Raw genomic sequence first — 20,211 nt, forward strand, 5'->3', positions numbered from 1 at the left:
TGCACCACTTCACATGCCATGACGTTACCGGTAACATGTTACCGGTAACGTGGTAAGTTAGAAGTCATCTACGGTACGTTTTTTGAGAAATGGGATAGAGGTCAAACAATGGCTGGTAAGAGTATTATCGTGATGGGCGTCTCCGGCAGCGGCAAATCGTCGGTCGGGGCTCGGGTGGCTCAGGTCATCGGCGCCAAGTTTATCGACGGCGACGATCTGCACCCTCGTGCCAACATTCAGAAGATGGCGGGCGGCGCCCCACTCAACGATGAGGATCGCGCCCCCTGGCTGGAGCGGATCCGCGATGCGGCCTACAGCCTGGAACAGAAGAACGAGGTGGGGGTGATCGTCTGCTCCGCCCTCAAGCGCCACTATCGCGATCAGATCCGCGAGGGCAACGAATCGGTCAGGTTCCTGTTCCTGGATGGGGACTACGAGCTGATCCTGGCGCGGATGAAGGCCCGTCACGGTCATTTCATGCGCGAGAGCATGCTGCAGAGCCAATTCGATGCGCTGGAGCGCCCGGATGGCGAAGCTGGGGTATGTTGTATCGATATCGACGGCGGCTTCGAACAGGTTGTCGACCGCGCCGTCACCGCACTGGAGCAAGCAATATGACTCATCCCATCATCCTCGAGGTCACCGCCCGCATCCGTGCGCGCAGTGCCACCCGTCGCCAGGCCTTCCTGGCCCGCATTCAACGTCAGGCGGAGCAGGGCAAGACCCGCGCCGCCCTGGCCTGTGGCAACCTGGCTCACGCCGTGGCCGCCTGCAGCACGGACGAGAAGGGTCGCATCCTCGATCTGACCCGCGCCAACGTCGGCATAGTCACCGCCTACAACGACATGCTGAGCGCCCATCAGCCCTATCAGGGCTACCCGGACCAGATCAAGGCGACCCTGGCCGAGCTGGGCCACAGTGCCCAGGTCGCCGGCGGGGTGCCCGCCATGTGTGACGGCGTCACCCAGGGCCAGCCCGGGATGGACATGTCACTCTTCTCCCGGGATCTCATCGCCCAGGCCACGGCGCTGTCCCTCTCTCACAACACCTTCGACGCCACCCTGCTGCTCGGCATCTGCGACAAGATAGCGCCGGGCCAGATCATGGGGGCGCTCTCCCATGCCCACCTGCCCACCGCCTTCGTGCCGGCCGGCCCCATGGCCAGCGGCATCAGCAACGATGACAAGGTGAAGGTGCGCCAGCAGTATGCCGCCGGTCAGGTGGGCCGCGAGGCGCTGCTGGAGATGGAGTGCGGCGCCTACCATGCGCCCGGCACCTGCACCTTCTATGGCACCGCCAACACCAACCAGCTGGTGTTCGAGGCCATGGGTCTGATGCTGCCGGGCTCCGCCTTCGTGCACCCTCACAGCGAGCTGCGCCACGCCCTGACTGCCGAGGCGGCGCGCCGCATCAGCGCCATGATCCCCGGCTCACCGGCCTATCGCCCCTTGAGCGAGGTGCTGGACGAGCGCTCCCTGGTCAACGGCCTGGTGGCCCTGCTCGCCTCCGGCGGCAGCACCAACCACAGCATCCACATGGTGGCGCTGGCCCGCGCCGCCGGCCTGCACCTGACCTGGGACGACTTGAGCGATCTCTCCGACGTGGTGCCGCTGTTGGTGCGCATGTACCCGAATGGCCCGGCCGACGTGAACGCCTTCGAGCAGGCCGGTGCCGTGCCCGGCCTGATGCGCCGGCTGGCACAGGAGGGGCTGATCCACATGGATGCCACCCCGACCTTCGGCGAGATGCAGGATTACCTCAGCCGCCCCCTGCTGGTGGATGGCAAGCTGGTGTGGCAGCCGGTCGGCGAGAGTGGCGATGCGAGCGTGCTCTCTCCCACAGGCTCTGTATTCCAGGCCACTGGCGGCACCAAGCTGCTGTCCGGCAATCTGGGCCGCGCCGTGGTCAAGGTCTCGGCGGTGGCCCCGGAATATCGCGTGATCGAGGCACCGGCCAAGGTCTTCTCCTCCCAGCATGCGGTGGAGGCGGCCTACCAGGCCGGCGAGCTCAATCTGGATGCGGTGATAGTGGTGCGCCACAATGGCCCCGCCGCCAACGGCATGCCGGAGCTGCACAAGCTGATGCCGGTGCTCGGCAACCTGCAGAAGGCGGGTCACAAGGTGGCGCTGGTCACCGATGGCCGCCTGTCCGGTGCCTCCGGCAAGATCCCGGCCGCCATCCACGTTACCCCTGAGGCCCTGCACGGCGGCGCCATAGGCCTGCTGCGAGACGGTGACCTGCTGCGGGTGGATGCCGAATCGGGCCGCCTGGATTGCCTGACCGATCTGAGCGGCCGTACCCCGGTCGAGCCGGATCTCAGCCTGGAGCAAGAAGGCTGGGGCCGTGAACTGTTTAGCGTGATGCGTCGCGCGGTATCGAGCGCCGAGTGTGGCGCCACCATCTTTGACTGAGGAAGAGCTATGCAAAACTGGAAACTGACCCCTGCCGAGGTGTTTGCCGCCTCCCCGCTGGTGCCCGTGATGGTCATCAACGACCTGGAGCAGGCTCTGCCGATGGCACAGGCGCTGCTGGCGGGTGGTATCTCGGTGTTCGAAATCACCCTGCGCACCCCGGTGGCACTGGATGCCATCGCCCTCATCGCCAAGGCGATGCCGGAGGCCATGGTGGGGGCGGGGACTGTGCTCAACTGCGCGCAGTTCGATGCTGCCGTGGCCGCTGGTGCCCGCTTCGTCATCTCGCCGGGGATGACCCCGGCGCTGTTGGCCCACGCCGCCAAGAGCACGGCGCCGCTGATCCCCGGAGTGGCCACGGCCTCCGAGGTGATGCAGGCGCTGGAGGCGGGTTACAGCCACCTGAAGTTCTTCCCGGCCGAGGCCAACGGCGGCACCAAGGCGCTCGCGGCCATCGCCGCGCCGCTGCCGCAGGTCCGCTTCTGCCCCACCGGCGGCATAGGCCCGAACAACGTCGCCGATTACCTGGCGCTGAAATGCGTCGCCACCGTCGGCGGCTCCTGGATGCTGCCGGCCGATGCGGTCAAGAACGGCAACTGGGAAGAGGTGACTCGCCTCTCCCGCGAAGCGGTTGAATTGGTTAAACGTTAGTCACATATCGTTTAGAACAACCAGACAGGCCACCTCAGGGTGGCCTGTTTGTTTTCGCCCCTCGGCCAGTGGGAGAGGGGTCTGGGGATGGGAGAGAAGAGGCGGTCAGCCCAGACTCTCCCCTACATAGAGGGAGAAGCCCAAGTCCATGCGGCTGTCGGGTCTGGGCTGGCCGCCCAGGCGGGCCAGCAGCATGGTTGCCGCCTCACGGCCTATCTCCTCGCGCGGGGTGACTATGCTGGCCAGCTTGGGGGTCATGGCGTGGCCGATGTCGAGGGCGTTGCAGCCGGCGATGGCGATCTGCTGGGGCACGGGTATCCACCTGGCCTGGCACTGCAGCAGGGCACCGACCGCCACATCGTCGTTGGTGCAGAACAGGCCGTCCAGATCGGGGTAGCGCGCCAGCGCCTGCTCCAGCAGCTGGCCGCCCAGGGTGAAGCTGGAGGATTGTTCGGTCAGCAGGTGCTGGCCATCGAGGCCGAAATCGGCCATCGCCTGGTAGTAGCCCTCCATCCGCAGCTGGGTGCGCACATCGAGCCGTGCCCCCAGGTAGACCACCTTGCGGCGCCCCCGGCGCAGCATCTCTGTTACCATGGCCCGGGCCGCGGCCCGGTGATCCATGCCGACCACCATGTCGATGGGGTTCTGCGGCAGATCCATGGTCTCCACCACAGGGATGCCGGCGGTGGCGATCATCTTGCGGGTGCGCTCGGTGTGCAGGCTGTCGGACAGGATCAGGCCATCCACGTGGTATGAGAGCAGGGAGGCCACCTGCTCCTCTTCCTGTTCCGGATTGTAACCGTAGTGGGCCAGCAGGGTCTGGTAACCGGCGGGGCGGGTCACCGTCTCTATGCCGTGCACCAGGGCGGAGAAGACCTGGTTGGAGAGGGAGGGGAGCAGGATGCCGATCGCCTTGCTGGTGGCGTTGGAGAGAATGTCCGGTGCCCGGTTGGGGATGTAGCCCAGCTCTTCCACCACGGCGGCGATCCGCCCCCGGGTGCCCTCGGCCACTGTGTGTGGATCGCGCAGGTAGCGGCTGACGGTCATCTTGGTGACCCCGGTCTGATCGGCGATGTCTTGCAGGGTGGGGCGGCGTTTGCGGGTGTCGTTCATCTTGGGTTCCGGCAGCAATGTTACAGGTAACATTACCTTTTTCACGCAATAAAGTCAGCATATGACGCCATCATTAGGAGAAATTTCGGATGATCAAGGGCAAGTGCTTCGAGGGGAAGCGATTCGAGCAGCAGGAAGTGGAAGGGGAGCAGTTCGCTGACTGCCGCTTCATCGACTGCAACTTCTCCTGGTTGGATCTGAGCGAGAGCCGCTTCGTCGACTGCAGCTTCTACGAACGGGAGCGCGAACTCGGCTGCTCGCTGCAGGGCTGCGATCTGCGGGAGGCCAGCTTCCTGCGCTGCGACCTGACCCTGGCGGATCTGAGCCGCAGCCAGTGCCTCGGGCTGGAGCTGCGCGACTGCCAGGCCATGGGCATCAACTTCGCCCGTGCCAGCTTCGCCAACCAGATCACCGTCAAGAGCTACTTCTGCGAGGCCCATCTGACCGGCAACAACTTCAGCTACGCCAACTTCGATGGCTGCCTGCTGGAGCGCTGCGAGCTGAGCGGCAACCGCTGGCAGGGGGCCAGCCTGCTGGGCGCCTCGCTGGCGGGATCCGATCTCAGTGGCTCCGAGTTTGGCCAGATAGACTGGCGCAGCTTCAACCTGCAGGGCTGCGATCTGCGCCAGTGCGACCTGCCCGGGCTGGATCTGCGTCTGGTCAAGCTGGACGGCGTGCAGATAAGCGAGGAGCAGCAGCAGGGGCTGCTTGAGCAGATAGGCATGGTCGTCTTCCCCTGATGATGCCAACCAGGATGGTGCGGGAAACTTCGTAAGTTTTCGTCATCGGCCAGCGAGATGGGCCAGAGCCAGAATGAAAAAAGCCTGCGGATGCAGGCTTTTTTCATGAGGCGCTCGATGGCATGTGCTCTTGAATACCAGTTAGCGCTTGGCCAACCACTTGGTCGGGTTGATGGCCTCACCCTGATAGCGGATCTCGAAGTAGAGGCCGGGTCTGTCCTGGCCGCCGCTGTCGCCGACCAGCGCCACGGGTTCGCCTTGCTCCACGCTCTGGCCAACCTGGCGCAGCAGTGACTGGTTGTGACCATAGAGGCTCATATAGCCTTTACCATGGTCTATCACTAGCAGCATGCCGAAGCCGTCAAGCCAGTCGGCGTAGACCACCTGTCCTGGCGCCACCGCCTTGACCTGGGTGCCTTCGCTGGCGCCGATCAGGGTGCCTTTCCACTTGAGCTCGGCGGTACGAGCCGAACCGTAGGAGATGAGGATCGGGCCCTGTACCGGCCAGCGCAGGCTGCCATTGGTGCTGAGGCCACCGTAGCCGCCTGTGCTTGCCTTGGCGCTGCTGCGCGCGGCGGCTTGCTGTTGAGTCACCTTGTTTTGTTGCTCGGTGACTTTCTGCTGTTGGGCGGCGAGCCGTTGCTGCTCGCCGGCCTTCTGCTGTTGCGCCGCGATCCGCTGTTGTTCCGCAAGCCGCTTCTGTTCGGCGGCCAGGCGTTGCGCCTCCAGACGGCGCTGGCGCTCCTGCTCGGCCTTGATCTTGGCGAGGCGTTCCCGCTCGGCGCGCTCGCGGCGTTCCTGCTCTTCCCGCTGGCGGCGCAGCTCTTCCAGCCGGGCCTTCAGGGCCTTCTCCGCCTTGACCAGCTTGGTCAGCTTCTGCTCGTCATCCTGCACCGACAGCTGCAGCTGGTTGCGCACCTTGGCACGGCTCTGCTGGCTGGTCAGCAGGCTCTGGTGGGACGCTTGCTGTTCGCTCAGCAGGGCTTGCAGCTTGCTTTCGGTCTCCTGGGTCGCCTGCTGGTTCTTGGCCAGCTTGGCGCGGGTCGCGCGCAGGGCGTCGATGGCCTCGATGCGGGCCTTGTTGAGATAGTCGAAATAGTCGAGGGCGCGGCTCAGTTTGGCCGGATCCTGCTGATTGAGCAGCAGTTTGAGGTAGTCGTGGTTGCCCGCCTGGAAGGCGCTTTCCGCCTGCTTGGCCAGCAACTGTTTCTGATGTTTGGCCTGTTGCTCCAGATCCAGCTTGTCCTGCTGCAGGTTCACCAGCTTTTGCTGGTTCTGCTTCAGCTGCAGTTTGGTCTGATCGAGCTTGGCGGCGGCGGCCGAGATGGCCTGCTCATCGGCCTTGAGCTGGGTATTGAGTTTGGCCAGCTCCTGCTTGCTGAGCTTGATGGTCTTCTGCTGTTCCTTGATCTGGGACTGCATGGTGCCGAGCTGCTGGTTGGCAGCCTGGGCCGTGCCGGCAGCGCCGATCAGGCAAAAAAACAGCGCGCCGGCCAACAGGCCGACGCGACTGGTTTTGGTTGAAATAACTTCGCATCCCCGCATGGGGCAGGATTATTTCAGAATCATCAGGGGCTTGCCAGTCATTTCCGGCGGCACAGGCAGACCCATCAGGGTCAACATGGTCGGGGCCAGATCGGACAGTTTGCCACCTTCCAGCACCTCGGCCTTGCGACCGAAGTAGATGAGGGGAACCGGCAGATTGGTGTGGGCGGTGTGCGCCTGACCGGTCTCTTCGTCCAGCATCTTCTCGGCGTTGCCGTGGTCGGCGGTGATCAGGCATTCGCCACCCACCTCGGCCAGGGCCTCGGTGACACGACCGATGCAGTGATCGACGGCCTCACAGGCCTTGACCGCGGCATCGAACACGCCGGTGTGACCGACCATGTCGCCGTTCGGGTAGTTGCAGATGATGACGTCGTACTTGCCGCTCTTGATGGCGCCGACCAGCTTGTCGGTCAGCTCTTCGGAGCTCATCTCCGGCTGCAGATCATAGGTGGCCACTTTCGGGCTGGCGACGATCTCGCGATCCTCACCGCTGAAGCAGGACTCTTCGCCACCGTTGAAGAAGAAGGTGACGTGGGCGTACTTCTCGGTCTCGGAGATGCGCAGCTGGGTCTTGCCCTGCTTGGCCAGCCACTCACCCAGGGTGTTCACCAGGGCAGTGGGCGGGTAGGCGCAGGTGGTTTTGATGTCGGCGGCGTATTCGGTCAGCATCACGAAGTTCAGCGCCGGGGTGACGGCACGGGCGAAGCCGGTGAAGTCGCTGTCGACGAAGGCGCGGGTGATCTCGCGGGCACGGTCGGCACGGAAGTTCATGAAGATCAACGCATCGCCATCCTGCATGGGGGCGGCGGCACCGATGCGGGTGGCCTTGACGAATTCATCGTTCTCGTCGCGGGCATAGGCGGCGGCCAGGGCTTCGCTGGCGCTGTCGGCGGTGAACTCGCCCTTGCCCTGAGTCATCAGGTCATAGGCTTGCTGCACGCGGTCCCAACGGTTGTCACGGTCCATGGCGAAGTAGCGGCCGATCATGGAGGCGAAGCGACCCTTGCCCAGACGGGCAAACAGGGCATCGAACTGCTCGATGGAGGACTGGGCGGAGCGCGGCGGCACGTCGCGGCCATCCAGGAAGGCGTGGAAGTAGATCTGCTCGGCGCCACGCTTGGCGGCCATCTCGATCATGCCCATGATGTGCTCTTCATGGCTGTGTACGCCACCCGGTGACATCAGACCCATGATGTGCACGGCCTTGCCCTTGGTCACGGCGCCGTCAACAGCCTTGGCCAGCTCGACGTTCTGGAAGAAGTCGCCGTCCTTGATCTCCTTGGAGATGCGGGTCAGCTCCTGGTACACGATGCGACCGGCACCTATGTTGACGTGACCCACTTCGGAGTTACCCATCTGACCATCCGGCAGACCCACATCCAGGCCGGAGCCGGAGATCAAGGTGCTGGTGTAGTCACGGGCGAGACGGTCGAGGTTGGGGGTCTTGGCGGCAGCGACGGCGTTGTGCTCTTGCTTGGTGCTGTAGCCCCAACCGTCCATGATGACCAGAACCAAAGGTTTCTTAGCTGTTGACATAAGGCTATGTCCTCTCGGATAGGAATGAATTGCAGGAAGTGAAACTAGCGTAATATTACTACATCTGCCGAAATAGTCACCTGATAGCCAAGCCCCTCTGTGGCCTGGTTTTTTTGCTGTTATCGGCCCGTTTTCGGCATGTTGCCGGCTTGTCTGCCAACCTCGTCATCGTCTTTACAACCGCTTTTGCATGCCCGCCAGACCCGCATCTATGGCCGCTCTTCATGGGGGCAACCCGCGCTCAACCCCTGATGGGAGCTTGCTCTCGCTTTGCCGCCAAGATGGCTGATCTTATCGGGGGCCCCATGTATACTCGGGCCCTTGTCTTGGTCCCTGGATAGTAGAAGATGCAAGAGTATTTGGATTTTGCGGCCCGCAACCCGCTGCTGGCAGCAGCCTGGTTCGGCCTGGCAGGCACCCTGGTGTACACCACGGTGCGTGCTCGTTTTTCTCCGGTGAAGGCGGTGAACAACCACACCGCCACCCTGCTGATCAACCGTGAAAGTGCCACAGTGGTGGACATTCGCAGTCAGGAAGAGTTTGCCAAGGGCCACCTGGCCGGCGCTCATCACCTGCCCCTCACCCAGATCCAGGCCAATAATCTGGGTCCGGTTGAAAAGCATAAAGATGCCCCCATCATAGTGGTGTGCGAGTCGGGGATGACCGCTGGTGGCGCGGGTCGCCTACTGAGCAAGGCCGGTTTCAAGCAGGTGTATACGCTCAGCGGTGGCATGGCCCAATGGCGTGCAGAGAATCTGCCGGTAACCAAAAAACGCTGATTTAAGGGCCTGCGCCCACTCATTTTCTTAAAAAGGAATCAAACGAAATGGCTGACGAAATCAACAACCAGGAAGTGCAACCGGAATTCCACATCCAGCGTGTCTACACCAAGGATGTCTCCTTCGAAGCGCCGAACACTCCGCACATCTTCCAGAAAGAGTGGCAGCCGGACGTCAAGCTGGACATGGACACCAAGACCAGCGTGCTGGCCGACGGCGTGTACGAGGTCGTGCTGACCCTGACCGTGACCTGCAAGCTGGAAACCGAGACCGCCTTCCTGTGTGAAGTGCAGCAGGCCGGTATCTTCTCCATCGGCAACCTGCCGGAGCCGCAGCTGGCTCACTGCCTGGCCGCCTTCTGCCCCAACATCCTGTTCCCCTATGCCCGCGAAGCCGTGGCTAACCTGGTGAGCAAGGGCTCCTTCCCGCAGCTGAACCTGGCACCGGTTAACTTCGATGCCCTGTTTGCCCAGCACATGGCGCAGGCACAGGCCCAGCAGGCGACTGCGGAAGCCTGATAATGGCCGACCAGATCGCTATCTCGGTCTTGGGGGCGGGGTCTTACGGCTCCGCCCTTGCCATTTCTCTGGCGCGCAACGGTCATCCGACCCTGCTGTGGGGTCACGACCCCGCTCATGTCGCCGTGTTGGAACAAGATCGCTGCAACAAGGCTTTCCTGCCGGATGTCCCTTTCCCCGCCGATCTGCAGCTGACTGCCGACTTGCAGCAGGCGGTGCAAGCCGCCCCCGTGCTGCTGCTGGTGGTACCGAGCCATGTGTTCGGTCAGGTGCTGGCCCGGGTCAAGCCCTTCCTGCGCCCCGATACCCGTATCGCCTGGGCTACCAAGGGGCTGGAGCCGGACAGTGGCCGCCTGCTGCAGGACGTGGCCCGTGAGGTGCTGGGTGAGGATATCCCGCTGGCGGTGATCTCAGGCCCCACCTTCGCCAGGGAGCTGGCCGCCGGGTTGCCGACCGCCATCTCGGTGGCGTCGACCCACGACGACTTCGCCGACGATCTCTCGCTGCTGCTGCACTGTGGCCGTTCGTTCCGGGTTTATACCAACCCGGACTTCATCGGCCTGCAGCTGGGCGGGGCGGTCAAGAACGTCATCGCCATCGGTGCCGGCCTCTCCGACGGCTTGGGTTTTGGCGCCAACGCCAGGACAGCGCTCATCACCCGGGGTCTGGTGGAGATGCAGCGCCTGGGTGCCGCCCTCGGTGCCGATGCCAAGACCTTCATGGGGATGGCGGGGCTCGGGGATCTGGTGCTGACCTGTACCGACAACCAGTCTCGCAACCGCCGCTTCGGGCTGGCGCTCGGGGCTGGCAAGACGGTGGAGACTGCCATGGCCGAGATCGGCCAGGTGGTGGAAGGCTATCGCAACACCAAGGAGGTGCATCTGCTGGCGGCCCGCTGCGGCGTCGAGATGCCCATCTGCGAGCAGATCTTCCAGGTGCTCTATCAGGGCAAGAACCCGAAAGAGGCCGCCATCGCCCTGCTCAGCCGGGACAAGCGCGACGAGTGATCCTGTTCGGCTCGCCGGATAGCAAAAGGCCCCGCCAGGATCTGGCGGGGCCTTTTTCATGAGCGGGCAGGGCCGATCAATAGTAGGAGTGATCACCACGCTGGTGCTCGGTGGCATCTTTCACGCCGTTGAGCTCGCCCGGGAATTTCTCCAGCAGTTGCTTCTCGATCCCCTCTTTCAGGGTGTAATCCACCTGTGAGCAGCCGTTGCAACCACCACCGAACTGCAAAATCGCCAGCTTGTCGTCGGTGATGTCAATCAACGTCACCTTGCCACCGTGACCGGCCAGCATGGGGTTCACCTCTGACATCAGCACGTATTCGATGCGATCGGCCAGGGGAGCATCGTCGGCGACCTTGCGCATCTTGGCATTCGGCGCCTTGAGGGTGAGCTGGGAGCCCATCTGATCGGTGACGAAATCTATGGTGGCATCCACCAGATAAGGGGAGCTCAGGGGATCGACCAGGCAGTCGAAGCCGCTGAAAGGCAGGTGTTGATCTTCCGGGTCCACCGCATCTGGTGGGCAATAAGAGACGCCGCACTCGGCGTTCTGGGTTCCCGGATTGACCACAAACACCCGGATATTGGTGCCATCAGGCTGATTTTCCAGCAGCTTGCGGAAATGCGCCTGGGCGGTGTCGGAAATGCTGATCATCACTATCCTCATAAACCTGAGTGTACGACTAGGGTATTCATGATAACTCTCTTGGCAGGGCTTGGGTAGCATGGCAGTAGTTGCTTGCTGTGCTTCATGACATGACAGAGAGCGGCAAAGTGCCCACTCCGTTACTCCTTACATTGTGTGGTTATAAACATGAGCAGCCGAGTGGAGCCTGTTCTGCGTGGGCGTCATTTCAGGTGCTTCAGGGTGCGGCAGATTGCCCAGACTTCCACCCGCTGGACGCCGCTCTCGTGGAGCAAGCGGGTGAGCTGGCCGGCGGTGGCACCCGTGGTGACCACATCGTCGAGCAGCGCCACGTGGCGATAGTGGTGGGCTCGGATCTGAAAGGCACCGCGCAGGTTGCGCCGACGTTGGCCGGCACTCAGCCTGGTCTGCTGCGGGGTGGCCTTGGCTCGGCGCAGCAGCCCGCTGTCGCAGGGGATGCCGGTGATCTCGGCGAGGGCGTCGGCGATCTCCTGCGCCTGATTGAAGCCGCGCCACCAGTGTCGCCACCAGTGCAGCGGCACCGGAATGATGACCTCGGGCGGCTGCGCGAGATCCAGATGGTCTGCCAGCAGCCGTGCCAGGGGGGACGCCAGCAGGATCTGGCCCGAGTACTTGAGGCGGGGGATGAGCAGGGGGTAGGGCGGCAGATAGTCGCCGATCACCTGCAGTCGCTGCCAGGGCGGTGGCCGGCGCTGGCAGCGGCCGCAGAGGATCCCTTCGGCCGGCAGCGGGGCGGCGCACAGTTGGCAGCGAGGCTCCTGTTGTCGCAGGGCCCGCTGGCACCAGTCGCACAGCAGGGGCTGGTCGTCACAGGGCTGGCGGCAGAGCAGACAGAGCCCCAGCCAGTCGGCCCGACTGCCGAGGATCGGACTTGCTTTGGCGAGCAGCCGCTTTAACATGCAGGCACCAAGCGGATAAACAGGGATCTTGAGTCTAGATGAGCATATCGGTTGAGCGGTTTGGCCAGGGGCCGGATCTTGTGTTGTTGCATGGCTGGGGCATGAATGGCGCTGTCTGGCACGGCATAGCCCAGCAGCTGGCGGACCATTATCGGGTGCATCTGGTGGATCTGCCCGGCTTCGGCAACAGTCCCCTGATCGAAGGAAGCGACTATTCCCTGCCCTGGCTGGCAGAGCAGGTGGCCAGCGTATTGCCGGAGCGTTGTCATCTGCTCGGCTGGTCCCTCGGTGGCCTGGTGGCGAGCCAGCTGGCCCTGACTCATCCCGAGCGGGTGCAATCCCTGATCACGGTTGCCAGTTCGCCCTGCTTCATGGCGCGGGATGAGTGGCCCGGCATCGCGCCCAAGGTGCTGGCCGGCTTCAACCAGATGCTGGCGGGGGACTTCAAGCAGACCATAGAGCGCTTCCTGGCGATCCAGGCCATGGGCAGCGAGCACGCCAGGGATGACATCCGCCAGCTGCGCCACTGGCTGGCGGAGCGCCCAGCGCCCCAGCTTGCCGCGCTGGAGGCCGGCCTCGGCCTGCTGGCCGACGTCGATCTGCGGGATGAGTTGACCACGCTCAGCCTGCCTTGGCTGCGCATCTACGGCAGGCTGGATTCGCTGGTGCCCAAGGCGGCCATCCCGCTGCTGGACGAGCGCTATCCCCATAGCCGCAGCCTGGTGCTGGACAAGGCCTCCCATGCCCCCTTCATCTCTCATCCGGCGCAGTTCATCGTCATGGTGCGGGAGTTCATCGGCTGAAAAGCGAGCGGCAGGCTTCAATAATCCCTCTGGGTGGTGAATAATCAGTCAACAGCCAGAGGAGCAAGATGATGCGTATCGATTCCGCCATGACGACGGGCGTACAGGGATTCCAGCGAGCCGAGCAGTTGGCCAGCCAGGCATCCGGCCAGATCGCCAGCCTCAATACGCCGGTCGGCGATCGGGTGGAGCTGCCGGACGAACTGGTCACGCTCAAGGTGGCCGAGCTGCAGGCCGGCGCCTCCGGCAAGGTGATCCAGACCGCCAGCGACATGCTGGGTACCCTGATCGACATCAGAGTGTGAGATGAACATCAACGTCGGCCTGCCGCCGATGATTCCCAATCAGCTGCACCCGCAGACGGAATCGGCACGGACTGACAATCGCCGCACCGAACTCGTACCCCAGGCGCGCCAGGGCGAGGCCTCCGCTGCCGAGTCCGGCGTGGCCTCCCAGAAAGACCAGTCCAGGGCCGCCCAGGCCAACCCCGCTGCCCAATCCTCCCGTGAGAGTACGCCAGCCAGCCCGACGGCGGCGCCCCAGCGCTTTGTCGACGCCACCGATGAAGACGGGAAGCGCAGGCAGCAGGAGTCAGGCCAGCAGGAGCAACAGAAGCAACAGCAGCGGGTGGAGCGGGGTCGTGAGATGCGCCAGCATGAGCAGGTGCGCGCCGCCTCCCTGGCACTGGCCGACCCCTCCTCCCAGGATCTGAGCGTGGCCCGCACCGCCACGCTCAAGGAGGTGCAGGCCCGCAGGGAGCTGATGGTGGTCGAGCCTGCCAGCGGTGCATCCGGCCCGCTCGGTGCCTATATGGACAGACGCAATCAGATCATCGCCCAGCACTATCGGCAGGCGGTCAGGCCCACCCCCCGTCAGAGCTTCAGCCTGGATGTCTAAGTCGCCTACTGTCAGTGCAGGGCAATCTCGATGGCCTGTGACTCCTCAGCCTTGGCGAAGACCCATGAAAAAGCCCCTTTCGGGGCTTTTTGCATCGTACTGGTCGGCTATTTCTTGTTCTTGGAGAGGGCGGCGGCGAAGGCGTTGCCCATGGCCCCCCCGATGGGATTGGCCGGCCTCGGCTCGCTTCTCGCCTTGGGCGCGCCCATCGTTTGACGCGGCTCGGCTGGTTTGCGGGCCTGCTGCCCACTCTTCTCGCCGGCTTTCTCATTGAGGCGCATGGTGAGGCTGATCCGCTTGCGCGGGGCATCCACCTCCAGCACCTTGACCCGCACTATGTCGCCCGCCTTGACCACCTCGCGGGGATCTTTGATGAAGCGATCGGTCAGGGAGGAGATGTGCACCAGCCCGTCCTGATGCACGCCGATGTCGACGAAGGCGCCGAAGTTGGTGACGTTGGTGACCACGCCCTCCAGCACCATCTCGGGCACCAGGTCGCTGATCTTCTCCACCCCGTCCTTGAAGGTGGCGGTCTTGAACTCGGGGCGCGGGTCGCGGCCCGGCTTGTCCAGTTCACCTATGATGTCGGTGACCGTGGGGACCCCGAATCGCTCATCTGTGTAGTCGGCGGCCCTCAGGCCGCGCAGCAGGCTGCCGTTGCCGAGCAGGCTCTCCACTTGCTGCTGGAGTTGCGCCAGGATCCGCTCCACCACGGGATAGGACTCCGGGTGCACCGCCGAGCCGTCCAGCGGGTTGCTGCCGCCGCGAATGCGCAGGAAGCCGGCGCACTGCTCGAACGCCTTGGGGCCGAGCCGGCTCACCTTGAGCAGCTGCTGGCGGTTGTGGAAGGCGCCGTTGTCGTCTCTGTAGGCGACTATGTTCTGGGCCAGGGTCTGGGAGAGGCCGGAGACCCGGTTGAGCAGGGCGACCGAGGCGGTGTTCACATCCACCCCCACCGCGTTTACGCAATCCTCGACCACGGCGTCCAGCCGGCGCGCCAGCTGGCTCTGACCCACATCGTGCTGGTACTGACCCACACCTATGCTCTTGGGATCGATCTTGACCAGCTCGGCCAGGGGATCCTGCAGCCGGCGGGCGATGGAGACGGCGCCGCGGATGGAGACGTCGAGATCCGGGAACTCCTGGGAGGCGAGCTCGGAGGCGGAGTAGACGGAGGCACCAGCCTCGCTCACCACTATTTTCTGCGCCTTGGCGGCGGGATAGCGCTCGAACAGATCGCTCACCAGCCGGTCGGTCTCCCGCGAGGCGGTGCCGTTGCCGATGCTGATGAGCTCGACCTTGTGCTTCTGACACAGCTCGCTCAGGGTCCTGAGGCTCTGATCGACCTGCTTCTTGGGTTCGAACGGGTAGATGGTCGCGTGATCGACCAGCTTGCCGGTGGCGTCGACCACGGCCACCTTGACCCCGGTACGGATGCCCGGATCCAGCCCCATGGTGCAGCGCATACCGGCCGGCGCCGCCATCAGCAGATCCTGCAGGTTCATGGCGAACACCTTGATCGCCTCCTCCTCGGCACTCTCGCGGATGCGGCCGATGAGCTCGGTCTCCATCTGCAGCGAGAGTTTGATCTTCCAGGTCCAGCTCACTACCCCCTGCAGCCACTTGTCGGCCGGCCGGCCCTGCAGGTTCAGCCTGAGGTGATGGGTGATGATGCCCTCGCAGGGGCTGGCGCCCTCGTCGTCGCCGGTCACCAGCGCCAGGTTGAGCACCCCTTCGTTACGACCACGCAGCATGGCCAGCACCCGGTGGGAGGGGGCCTTGTGCAGCGGCTCATCGTGTTCGAAGTAGTCCTTGAACTTGGCCCCTTCCTGCTCCTTGCCCGCCACCACCCGTGCGCGCAGGGTGGCGTTTTGCCACAGGTAGTCCCGCAGCTTCTCCAGCAGATCGGCCTGCTCGGCGAAGCGCTCCATCAGTATGTAGCGGGCGCCGTCGAGGGCGGCCTTGCTGTCGTTTATTCCCTGCTCGGCATTGAGGAAGCGGGCCGCCTCCTGCTCCGGATCCTGCATGGGGTCGGTGAGCAACAGATTGGCCAGCGGCTCCAGCCCGGCTTCGATGGCCATCTGCCCCTTGGTGCGACGTTTGGGCTTGTAGGGGAGATAGAGATCTTCGAGCCGGGTCTTGCTGTCGGCACCGTTCAGCTCGCGCGCCAGCTCGGGGGTCAGCTTGCCCTGCTCCTCGATGGAGCGAATGATCACCTGGCGGCGATCTTCCAGTTCACGCAGATAGCCGAGGCGGCTCTCCAGGGTACGCAGCTGACTGTCGTCCAGGCCGCCGGTCACCTCCTTGCGATAACGGGCGATGAAGGGCACGGTGGAACCTTCGTCCAGCAGGCGCACGGCGGCCTGCACCTGTTCAGGGCGAGCATTCAGCTCGGTGGCGATCTGTCTCTCTATTGCATGGCTGTGCATCTGGGGTCCCTGTGGTCGGGTCTGGGCGTCGAGGCGCCAAATGTGAGCACTATATGGGGTCGGCGCGGGGGATGCCACCCCGGACCATACGAGCTGGTCAGGAGTTGACCCGCGGGGTGGGACGGGGCCAGTTATATCGAATAGCGTTCGTGAACGGAATGACCCGAGCCAGGCGGCGCACTCGGGCCCTGTGGGGGTTGGCCCCTGGCGGGTGCTTACTTGGGATAGCTGATCTCGTTGACATACCAGCAGGCGTCACCGACGGGGGTGCGCACTATGGCCTCATCCCCCACCTCCTTCTTGAGCAGGGCGCGGGCCATGGGGGAGTCGATAGAGATGTAATCCTTGCGACCGAAGATCTCGTCATAGCCGACGATGCGAAAGCGCTTGGTCTCTCCCTCTTCACTCTCCACCTCGACCCAGGCGCCGAAGAACACCTTGCCCTCCTGGGACGGGGCATAATCGACTATGGTCAGCTCCTCCAGGCACTTGCGCAGGTAACGCACCCGCCGATCGATCTCCCGCAGCCGCTTCTTGTTGTACTGGTAGTCGGCGTTCTCGCTGCGATCCCCCAGGCTAGCCGCCCAGGCCACCTTCTTGGTGACCTCGGGCCGCTCTTCGCGCCACAGGGTGTCGTGCTCCTGCCGGAGTCTGTTGTAGCCTTCGCGGGTGATGAGTTTGGTTTTCATGAGCTTATCAATCCCTTGCGCCAGCGTGGCGGGTTGCATAGTGCTGCCCGGGATCTTAGCCATTGGCGTCTGGCTGTCGAGCAAAAAGGTGCCACAAGCTCGTCCAGCGCGAGTGCCATCCCCCGTGGTTCCCGGGATGAGGGTAATAACCGGTAACATATTTATGCTTTGTCGTTGCCGGGGGGCGCCCTAGTATTGGGGCAGAAGAGAGAGAGGAGAGGCAGCAATGAGTCAGCAATACAAGGTCCTGGTGGTCGACGACGATCTGAAATTACGCTCCCTGCTGGAGCGTTACCTCACCGAGCAGGGGTTCATGGTGCGGGGCGTCGCCAACGGTGAGCAGGCCGATCGGCTGCTGACCCGTGAGAACTTCAGCCTGATGGTGCTGGACCTGATGCTGCCGGGGGAGGATGGACTCTCCATCTGCCGCCGCCTGCGCGAGGCGGGTAACCAGATCCCGGTGTTGATGCTCACCGCCAAGGGGGACGAGGTGGATCGCATCGTCGGGCTCGAGATGGGGGCCGATGACTACCTGCCCAAGCCGTTCAACCCTCGCGAGCTGCTGGCCCGGATCCGCGCCGTGCTACGGCGCCACACCGTCGAGCTGCCCGGCGCCCCCTCTTCCGCCGAGAAGGTGGTGAGCTTCGGCGCTCATCAACTCAACCTGGCGACCCGCGAGCTGAGCCGCGACGGCGACCCTGTCGCCCTGACCAGCGGCGAGTTTGCGGTGCTCAAGGTGCTGGTGAGCCACCCCCGCGAGCCGCTCTCCCGCGACAAGCTGATGAACCTGGCCCGGGGCCGCGAGTACACCGCGACCGAGCGCAGCATAGACGTGCAGGTGTCCCGCCTGCGCCGCCTGCTGGAGCAGGACCCGGCCCAGCCCCGTTACCTGCAGACCGTCTGGGGTCTGGGTTATGTGTTTGTGCCGGACGGTGATGGCGCATGAAGAAAGTGAGCAGCATGTTCTCCCGCATGCTCTGGTTCCTGGCTGCCGTGTTGGTGGTCTATCAGTTTGTCTCCTATGTCACCTTCTATAACTATCTGCTGTCGCCCACCGTCAAGCAGATCAGTCATCTGCTGGCCAATCAGGTCAAGTTGATCTTCCCCATCGACAGCAAGCAGCTGGCGCTGAGCGAAGATGCCGAGGCGCTGGTCTATGTGGCCACCGGCAGCGACATCTATACCCAGAGCGAAGCGGAGCAGCACGGGCTCAACGACTCCAAACCCTACGCCTATCTGGAAGAGAACATCAGCCGCGAGCTGAAGGGGCCGACCAAGGTGCGGGTCGAGATCCAGGATCACTACATCATCTGGATCCAGCCGCCCCATGCCAGCCAGATATGGGTGCGGATCCCGCTGACCGAGATCGAGGATGATGACATCGAGCCGCTGATCATCTACATGAGCGTGCTGCTGGTGGTGACCCTGTTTGCCGCCTGGCGCTTCGCCCGCCAGCTGGTGCGTCCGCTGGAGGATCTGGAGGCGGGCGCTGTGGCGGTGGCGCGCGGCAACTTCCCCGATGCGCTGGGGGAACGAGGCTCGCGGGAGGTGCGCCGGCTGACCCGCACCTTCAACCACATGTCGAGCTCCATCAAGCGGCTGATCGAGGAGCGCAACCTGATGATGGCCGGGGTCTCCCACGATCTGCGCACCCCCTTGACCCGCATCCGGCTGGCGACCGAGATGATGTCGTCCGGAGACGAGTACTTGCGGGAGAGCATCAACGCGGACATCGACGAATCCAACGGCATCATCGATCAGTTCATCGACTACATACGCCCGGACGAGGGGCTGGACACCCAGCAGATCGATCTGACCCAGCTGATCCACGATGCCCTGCTGATGCAGACTGATCAGGGGCTGGAGCTGGAGCTGGTCTTGCCGGAGCAGGCGGTGCGGGTGGCCTGCAACCCCATCAGCCTTCGCCGCATCCTCAACAACCTGTCGGGCAACTCGCGACGCTATGGGGCGAGCCGGCTGCAGGTGGAGCTGAAAGACGACGGTCACTGGGTCCGGCTGCGGCTGTCGGACGATGGTCCCGGCATTCCGGCCCAGGATCACTCCCGGGTCCTCAAGCCCTTTACCCAGGGCAATGTGGCGCGCACCGGGGGGGGCAGCGGCTTGGGGTTGGCGATCGTCGCCAAGATAGTGTCCCAGCACCACGGCACCATACGGCTGGGAGACTCGGAGCTGGGGGGCCTGCTGGTGGAGATCCGGTTGCCCAAGCACCAGCCGCTGGAGTGGATGGATTGAGAAGGGGCGCATCGATGGATGCGCCCATTTTGCATTGTCAGGCCTGGGGTTCGCTCGTCTTGCGGTAGCGCTTGCCGTATTTCAGCTGCTGAATGAGCAGGGCCGCCACTATCAGGGCCAGCCCTATGGGGGTCGCCGGGTGTATGGTCTCGCCTATCAGCAGGTTGAGCAGCACCAGGGAGGCGAAGGGCGAGATGAAGATGAGGTTGCTGATGGGCGCCGTGTTGGTGGCGTGGCGCAGGGCCATCAACCAGAGCACGAAGCCGAACCCCATCTCGAACAGGCCGACATAGATGGCGCCGGCCCAACCCTGCCAGGCGGTCATGGCAAAGTCGGAGAGCAGCCAGGTCGCCACGACGATAAACGGCAGGCTGATGAGGAAGCCGAGCAGCAGGCTGACCACGGGATCGCCCTGGTTGCGGGTGTTGAGGATCCAGTAGCCGGCCCAGATCAGGGTCGACACCAGTGCCAGCGTCACCCCGAGCGGGCTGTCGAACTGCAGGCCGAACACATCCCCCTTGGTGGCGATCACCAGGGCGCCGAAGTAACCCAGTACGATGGCGACCCCGTCGCGGCGGCGCAGCTTCTGGCCGAGGAAGGGGACGGCCAGCAGACTGAGGGTGATGGCCCAGGTGTAGTTGAGGGTCTGTGCCTGCTGGGCGGGCAGCAGATCATAGGCCTTGAACAGCAGCAGGTAATAGAGGAAGGGATTCAGCACCCCCAGTGCCAGATAGTAGAAGGGACGCTCCTTGATATAGCTCCGCAGCAGCGACAGCTTGCCCTGTTTGGCAACGATAGCGCCGAGAGTCAGGGTCGAGGTCAGGGCCGCCACGAGCAGCAGCTGCACCGGCTCGAAGTAGGCGAGGGAGATCTTGAAGGCGGTGGCCACCGTCGACCAGAGGGCGACGGCGCAGAGTCCATATTGGTAGGCTTTTTTCTGATCTTTGAGCATCGGGGTCGTTCCGCTGACAGAGGCAAGGGCGCAGTCTATCAGCCTGTTTGCAACATTGTCGTTACCGGTTTGCGGTAGGCGGGCAGGGGATCGTCAGCGAGATCCATCCGCCACACAAAGTTGCGCACTATCTGTCCGCCCTCCCTTGCGCGAATTGAAAAAATCCGTATAATCCCCTCCGCTTACCCATGAGGTAAGCCAGACGATTGGTCTGCTGCTGAGCTTCCCGTTTACGAGTCGCCAGCCATACAGTCCTCCCGATATGGGAGGAAACGTGAAAAATCGCACCTCTGGCGGGAGTAATCTCGGTCGGGCGGTG

Annotated in this window: 20 protein-coding genes; 12 read left to right on the forward strand and 8 right to left on the reverse strand. The window is 63.7% G+C overall.

Annotation, left to right across the window (positions count from 1 at the left end; all coding sequences use genetic code 11):
* Window positions 1-108 precede the first annotated feature (108 nt).
* From KW821_RS18805 to KW821_RS18815, 3 genes are read left to right on the forward strand one after another with little or no spacing between them, the layout of a single operon-like run.
* Window positions 109-618: a gluconokinase gene (locus KW821_RS18805; protein ID WP_042652889.1), complete on the forward strand. Its 510-nt coding sequence runs from the start codon at window positions 109-111 to the stop codon at window positions 616-618.
* A complete protein-coding gene (gene edd, locus KW821_RS18810) occupies window positions 615-2,411 on the forward strand; it encodes a phosphogluconate dehydratase (RefSeq protein ID WP_218292524.1) in 1,797 nt (598 codons plus the stop codon). The genes KW821_RS18805 and edd overlap by 4 nt, the downstream gene beginning before the upstream one ends.
* 9 nt (window positions 2,412-2,420) lie before the next feature.
* Entirely contained in the window at window positions 2,421-3,062 is a 642-nt protein-coding gene (locus tag KW821_RS18815; protein ID WP_218292525.1) for a bifunctional 4-hydroxy-2-oxoglutarate aldolase/2-dehydro-3-deoxy-phosphogluconate aldolase, read from the forward strand.
* A gap of 105 nt (window positions 3,063-3,167) precedes the next feature.
* Here the strand turns inward: KW821_RS18815 and KW821_RS18820 are convergent, their stop codons facing one another.
* Window positions 3,168-4,175, reverse strand: a complete 1,008-nt coding sequence (locus tag KW821_RS18820) for a substrate-binding domain-containing protein (RefSeq protein ID WP_218292537.1) — start codon at window positions 4,173-4,175, stop codon at window positions 3,168-3,170.
* An 89-nt stretch (window positions 4,176-4,264) separates the two neighbouring features.
* Between KW821_RS18820 and KW821_RS18825 the strand changes: the two genes are divergently transcribed.
* Complete coding sequence (locus KW821_RS18825) at window positions 4,265-4,915, forward strand: Qnr family pentapeptide repeat protein (RefSeq protein ID WP_218292526.1); 651 nt, start codon at window positions 4,265-4,267, stop codon at window positions 4,913-4,915.
* A gap of 141 nt (window positions 4,916-5,056) precedes the next feature.
* On the opposite strand, the gene KW821_RS18830 is transcribed toward KW821_RS18825, so the two are convergent.
* A complete protein-coding gene (locus tag KW821_RS18830) occupies window positions 5,057-6,460 on the reverse strand; it encodes a peptidoglycan DD-metalloendopeptidase family protein (RefSeq protein ID WP_218292527.1) in 1,404 nt (467 codons plus the stop codon).
* Window positions 6,461-6,469: 9 nt separating this feature from the next.
* On the reverse strand, window positions 6,470-7,999 hold the full coding sequence (gene gpmM / locus KW821_RS18835; protein WP_218292528.1) for a 2,3-bisphosphoglycerate-independent phosphoglycerate mutase: 1,530 nt from the start codon (window positions 7,997-7,999) through the stop codon (window positions 6,470-6,472).
* Window positions 8,000-8,346: 347 nt separating this feature from the next.
* Between gpmM and KW821_RS18840 the strand changes: the two genes are divergently transcribed.
* From KW821_RS18840 to gpsA, 3 genes are read left to right on the forward strand one after another with little or no spacing between them, the layout of a single operon-like run.
* Window positions 8,347-8,778 (forward strand): rhodanese-like domain-containing protein, encoded by a 432-nt coding sequence (locus KW821_RS18840; protein WP_042652883.1) that lies wholly within the window; start codon window positions 8,347-8,349, stop codon window positions 8,776-8,778.
* Window positions 8,779-8,825: 47 nt separating this feature from the next.
* Window positions 8,826-9,296 (forward strand): protein-export chaperone SecB, encoded by a 471-nt coding sequence (secB, locus tag KW821_RS18845; protein WP_005890810.1) that lies wholly within the window; start codon window positions 8,826-8,828, stop codon window positions 9,294-9,296.
* A gap of 2 nt (window positions 9,297-9,298) precedes the next feature.
* On the forward strand, window positions 9,299-10,303 hold the full coding sequence (gpsA, locus tag KW821_RS18850) for an NAD(P)H-dependent glycerol-3-phosphate dehydrogenase (protein WP_218292529.1): 1,005 nt from the start codon (window positions 9,299-9,301) through the stop codon (window positions 10,301-10,303).
* Window positions 10,304-10,379: 76 nt separating this feature from the next.
* Here gpsA and nfuA read toward each other — a convergent pair whose 3' ends face one another.
* Together nfuA and KW821_RS18860 are read right to left on the reverse strand one after the other, a co-directional pair.
* Window positions 10,380-10,958: a Fe-S biogenesis protein NfuA gene (gene nfuA, locus KW821_RS18855; protein ID WP_042652881.1), complete on the reverse strand. Its 579-nt coding sequence runs from the start codon at window positions 10,956-10,958 to the stop codon at window positions 10,380-10,382.
* 194 nt (window positions 10,959-11,152) lie between these two features.
* Window positions 11,153-11,869, reverse strand: coding sequence for a ComF family protein (locus KW821_RS18860; protein WP_218292530.1), 717 nt, complete (start codon window positions 11,867-11,869; stop codon window positions 11,153-11,155).
* A gap of 38 nt (window positions 11,870-11,907) precedes the next feature.
* Between KW821_RS18860 and bioH the strand changes: the two genes are divergently transcribed.
* The 3 genes from bioH to KW821_RS18875 all read left to right on the forward strand — a co-directional run bounded on the left by bioH (window position 11,908) and on the right by KW821_RS18875 (window position 13,569).
* Window positions 11,908-12,672 carry a pimeloyl-ACP methyl ester esterase BioH gene (gene bioH, locus KW821_RS18865; protein WP_218292531.1) on the forward strand — a complete coding sequence of 255 codons (765 nt, stop codon included), beginning with the start codon at window positions 11,908-11,910 and terminating at the stop codon, window positions 12,670-12,672.
* A 71-nt stretch (window positions 12,673-12,743) separates the two neighbouring features.
* Window positions 12,744-12,977: a flagellar biosynthesis protein FlgE gene (locus KW821_RS18870; protein WP_218292532.1), complete on the forward strand. Its 234-nt coding sequence runs from the start codon at window positions 12,744-12,746 to the stop codon at window positions 12,975-12,977.
* Window position 12,978: 1 nt separating this feature from the next.
* Window positions 12,979-13,569, forward strand: coding sequence for a hypothetical protein (locus KW821_RS18875; protein WP_218292533.1), 591 nt, complete (start codon window positions 12,979-12,981; stop codon window positions 13,567-13,569).
* Window positions 13,570-13,676: 107 nt separating this feature from the next.
* On the opposite strand, the gene KW821_RS18880 is transcribed toward KW821_RS18875, so the two are convergent.
* Window positions 13,677-15,998: a Tex family protein gene (locus KW821_RS18880; protein ID WP_218292534.1), complete on the reverse strand. Its 2,322-nt coding sequence runs from the start codon at window positions 15,996-15,998 to the stop codon at window positions 13,677-13,679.
* Between the two features lie 215 nt (window positions 15,999-16,213).
* On the reverse strand, window positions 16,214-16,687 hold the full coding sequence (gene greB, locus KW821_RS18885) for a transcription elongation factor GreB (RefSeq protein ID WP_218292535.1): 474 nt from the start codon (window positions 16,685-16,687) through the stop codon (window positions 16,214-16,216).
* 226 nt (window positions 16,688-16,913) lie between these two features.
* Here greB and ompR point away from each other — a divergent pair, with 226 nt between their 5' ends.
* Together ompR and envZ are read left to right on the forward strand one after the other, a co-directional pair.
* A complete protein-coding gene (ompR, locus tag KW821_RS18890; protein WP_042652876.1) occupies window positions 16,914-17,633 on the forward strand; it encodes a two-component system response regulator OmpR in 720 nt (239 codons plus the stop codon).
* Window positions 17,630-18,940 (forward strand): two-component system sensor histidine kinase EnvZ, encoded by a 1,311-nt coding sequence (envZ, locus tag KW821_RS18895; RefSeq protein WP_042652875.1) that lies wholly within the window; start codon window positions 17,630-17,632, stop codon window positions 18,938-18,940. Before ompR ends, envZ begins: the two co-directional genes overlap by 4 nt.
* A gap of 37 nt (window positions 18,941-18,977) precedes the next feature.
* Here envZ and KW821_RS18900 read toward each other — a convergent pair whose 3' ends face one another.
* Window positions 18,978-19,892, reverse strand: a complete 915-nt coding sequence (locus tag KW821_RS18900; protein ID WP_042652874.1) for a DMT family transporter — start codon at window positions 19,890-19,892, stop codon at window positions 18,978-18,980.
* Window positions 19,893-20,211: the final 319 nt, after the last annotated feature.

The sequence above is a fragment of the Aeromonas sp. sif2416 genome, from assembly GCF_019218665.1.
GTDB lineage: Bacteria > Pseudomonadota > Gammaproteobacteria > Enterobacterales > Aeromonadaceae > Aeromonas > Aeromonas encheleia.

Bases quoted from the DNA above. Each gene is read 5' to 3' on its own strand.
- KW821_RS18805 (WP_042652889.1), top strand. From the start codon at position 109: ATGGCTGGTAAGAGTATTATCGTGATGGGCGTCTCCGGCAGCGGCAAA.
- edd (WP_218292524.1), top strand. From the start codon at position 615: ATGACTCATCCCATCATCCTCGAGGTCACCGCCCGCATCCGTGCGCGC.
- KW821_RS18815 (WP_218292525.1), top strand. From the start codon at position 2,421: ATGCAAAACTGGAAACTGACCCCTGCCGAGGTGTTTGCCGCCTCCCCG.
- KW821_RS18820 (WP_218292537.1), bottom strand. From the start codon at position 4,175: ATGAACGACACCCGCAAACGCCGCCCCACCCTGCAAGACATCGCCGAT.
- KW821_RS18825 (WP_218292526.1), top strand. From the start codon at position 4,265: ATGATCAAGGGCAAGTGCTTCGAGGGGAAGCGATTCGAGCAGCAGGAA.
- KW821_RS18830 (WP_218292527.1), bottom strand. From the start codon at position 6,460: ATGCGGGGATGCGAAGTTATTTCAACCAAAACCAGTCGCGTCGGCCTG.
- gpmM (WP_218292528.1), bottom strand. From the start codon at position 7,999: ATGTCAACAGCTAAGAAACCTTTGGTTCTGGTCATCATGGACGGTTGG.
- KW821_RS18840 (WP_042652883.1), top strand. From the start codon at position 8,347: ATGCAAGAGTATTTGGATTTTGCGGCCCGCAACCCGCTGCTGGCAGCA.
- secB (WP_005890810.1), top strand. From the start codon at position 8,826: ATGGCTGACGAAATCAACAACCAGGAAGTGCAACCGGAATTCCACATC.
- gpsA (WP_218292529.1), top strand. From the start codon at position 9,299: ATGGCCGACCAGATCGCTATCTCGGTCTTGGGGGCGGGGTCTTACGGC.
- nfuA (WP_042652881.1), bottom strand. From the start codon at position 10,958: ATGATCAGCATTTCCGACACCGCCCAGGCGCATTTCCGCAAGCTGCTG.
- KW821_RS18860 (WP_218292530.1), bottom strand. From the start codon at position 11,869: ATGTTAAAGCGGCTGCTCGCCAAAGCAAGTCCGATCCTCGGCAGTCGG.
- bioH (WP_218292531.1), top strand. From the start codon at position 11,908: ATGAGCATATCGGTTGAGCGGTTTGGCCAGGGGCCGGATCTTGTGTTG.
- KW821_RS18870 (WP_218292532.1), top strand. From the start codon at position 12,744: ATGCGTATCGATTCCGCCATGACGACGGGCGTACAGGGATTCCAGCGA.
- KW821_RS18875 (WP_218292533.1), top strand. From the start codon at position 12,979: ATGAACATCAACGTCGGCCTGCCGCCGATGATTCCCAATCAGCTGCAC.
- KW821_RS18880 (WP_218292534.1), bottom strand. From the start codon at position 15,998: ATGCACAGCCATGCAATAGAGAGACAGATCGCCACCGAGCTGAATGCT.
- greB (WP_218292535.1), bottom strand. From the start codon at position 16,687: ATGAAAACCAAACTCATCACCCGCGAAGGCTACAACAGACTCCGGCAG.
- ompR (WP_042652876.1), top strand. From the start codon at position 16,914: ATGAGTCAGCAATACAAGGTCCTGGTGGTCGACGACGATCTGAAATTA.
- envZ (WP_042652875.1), top strand. From the start codon at position 17,630: ATGAAGAAAGTGAGCAGCATGTTCTCCCGCATGCTCTGGTTCCTGGCT.
- KW821_RS18900 (WP_042652874.1), bottom strand. From the start codon at position 19,892: ATGCTCAAAGATCAGAAAAAAGCCTACCAATATGGACTCTGCGCCGTC.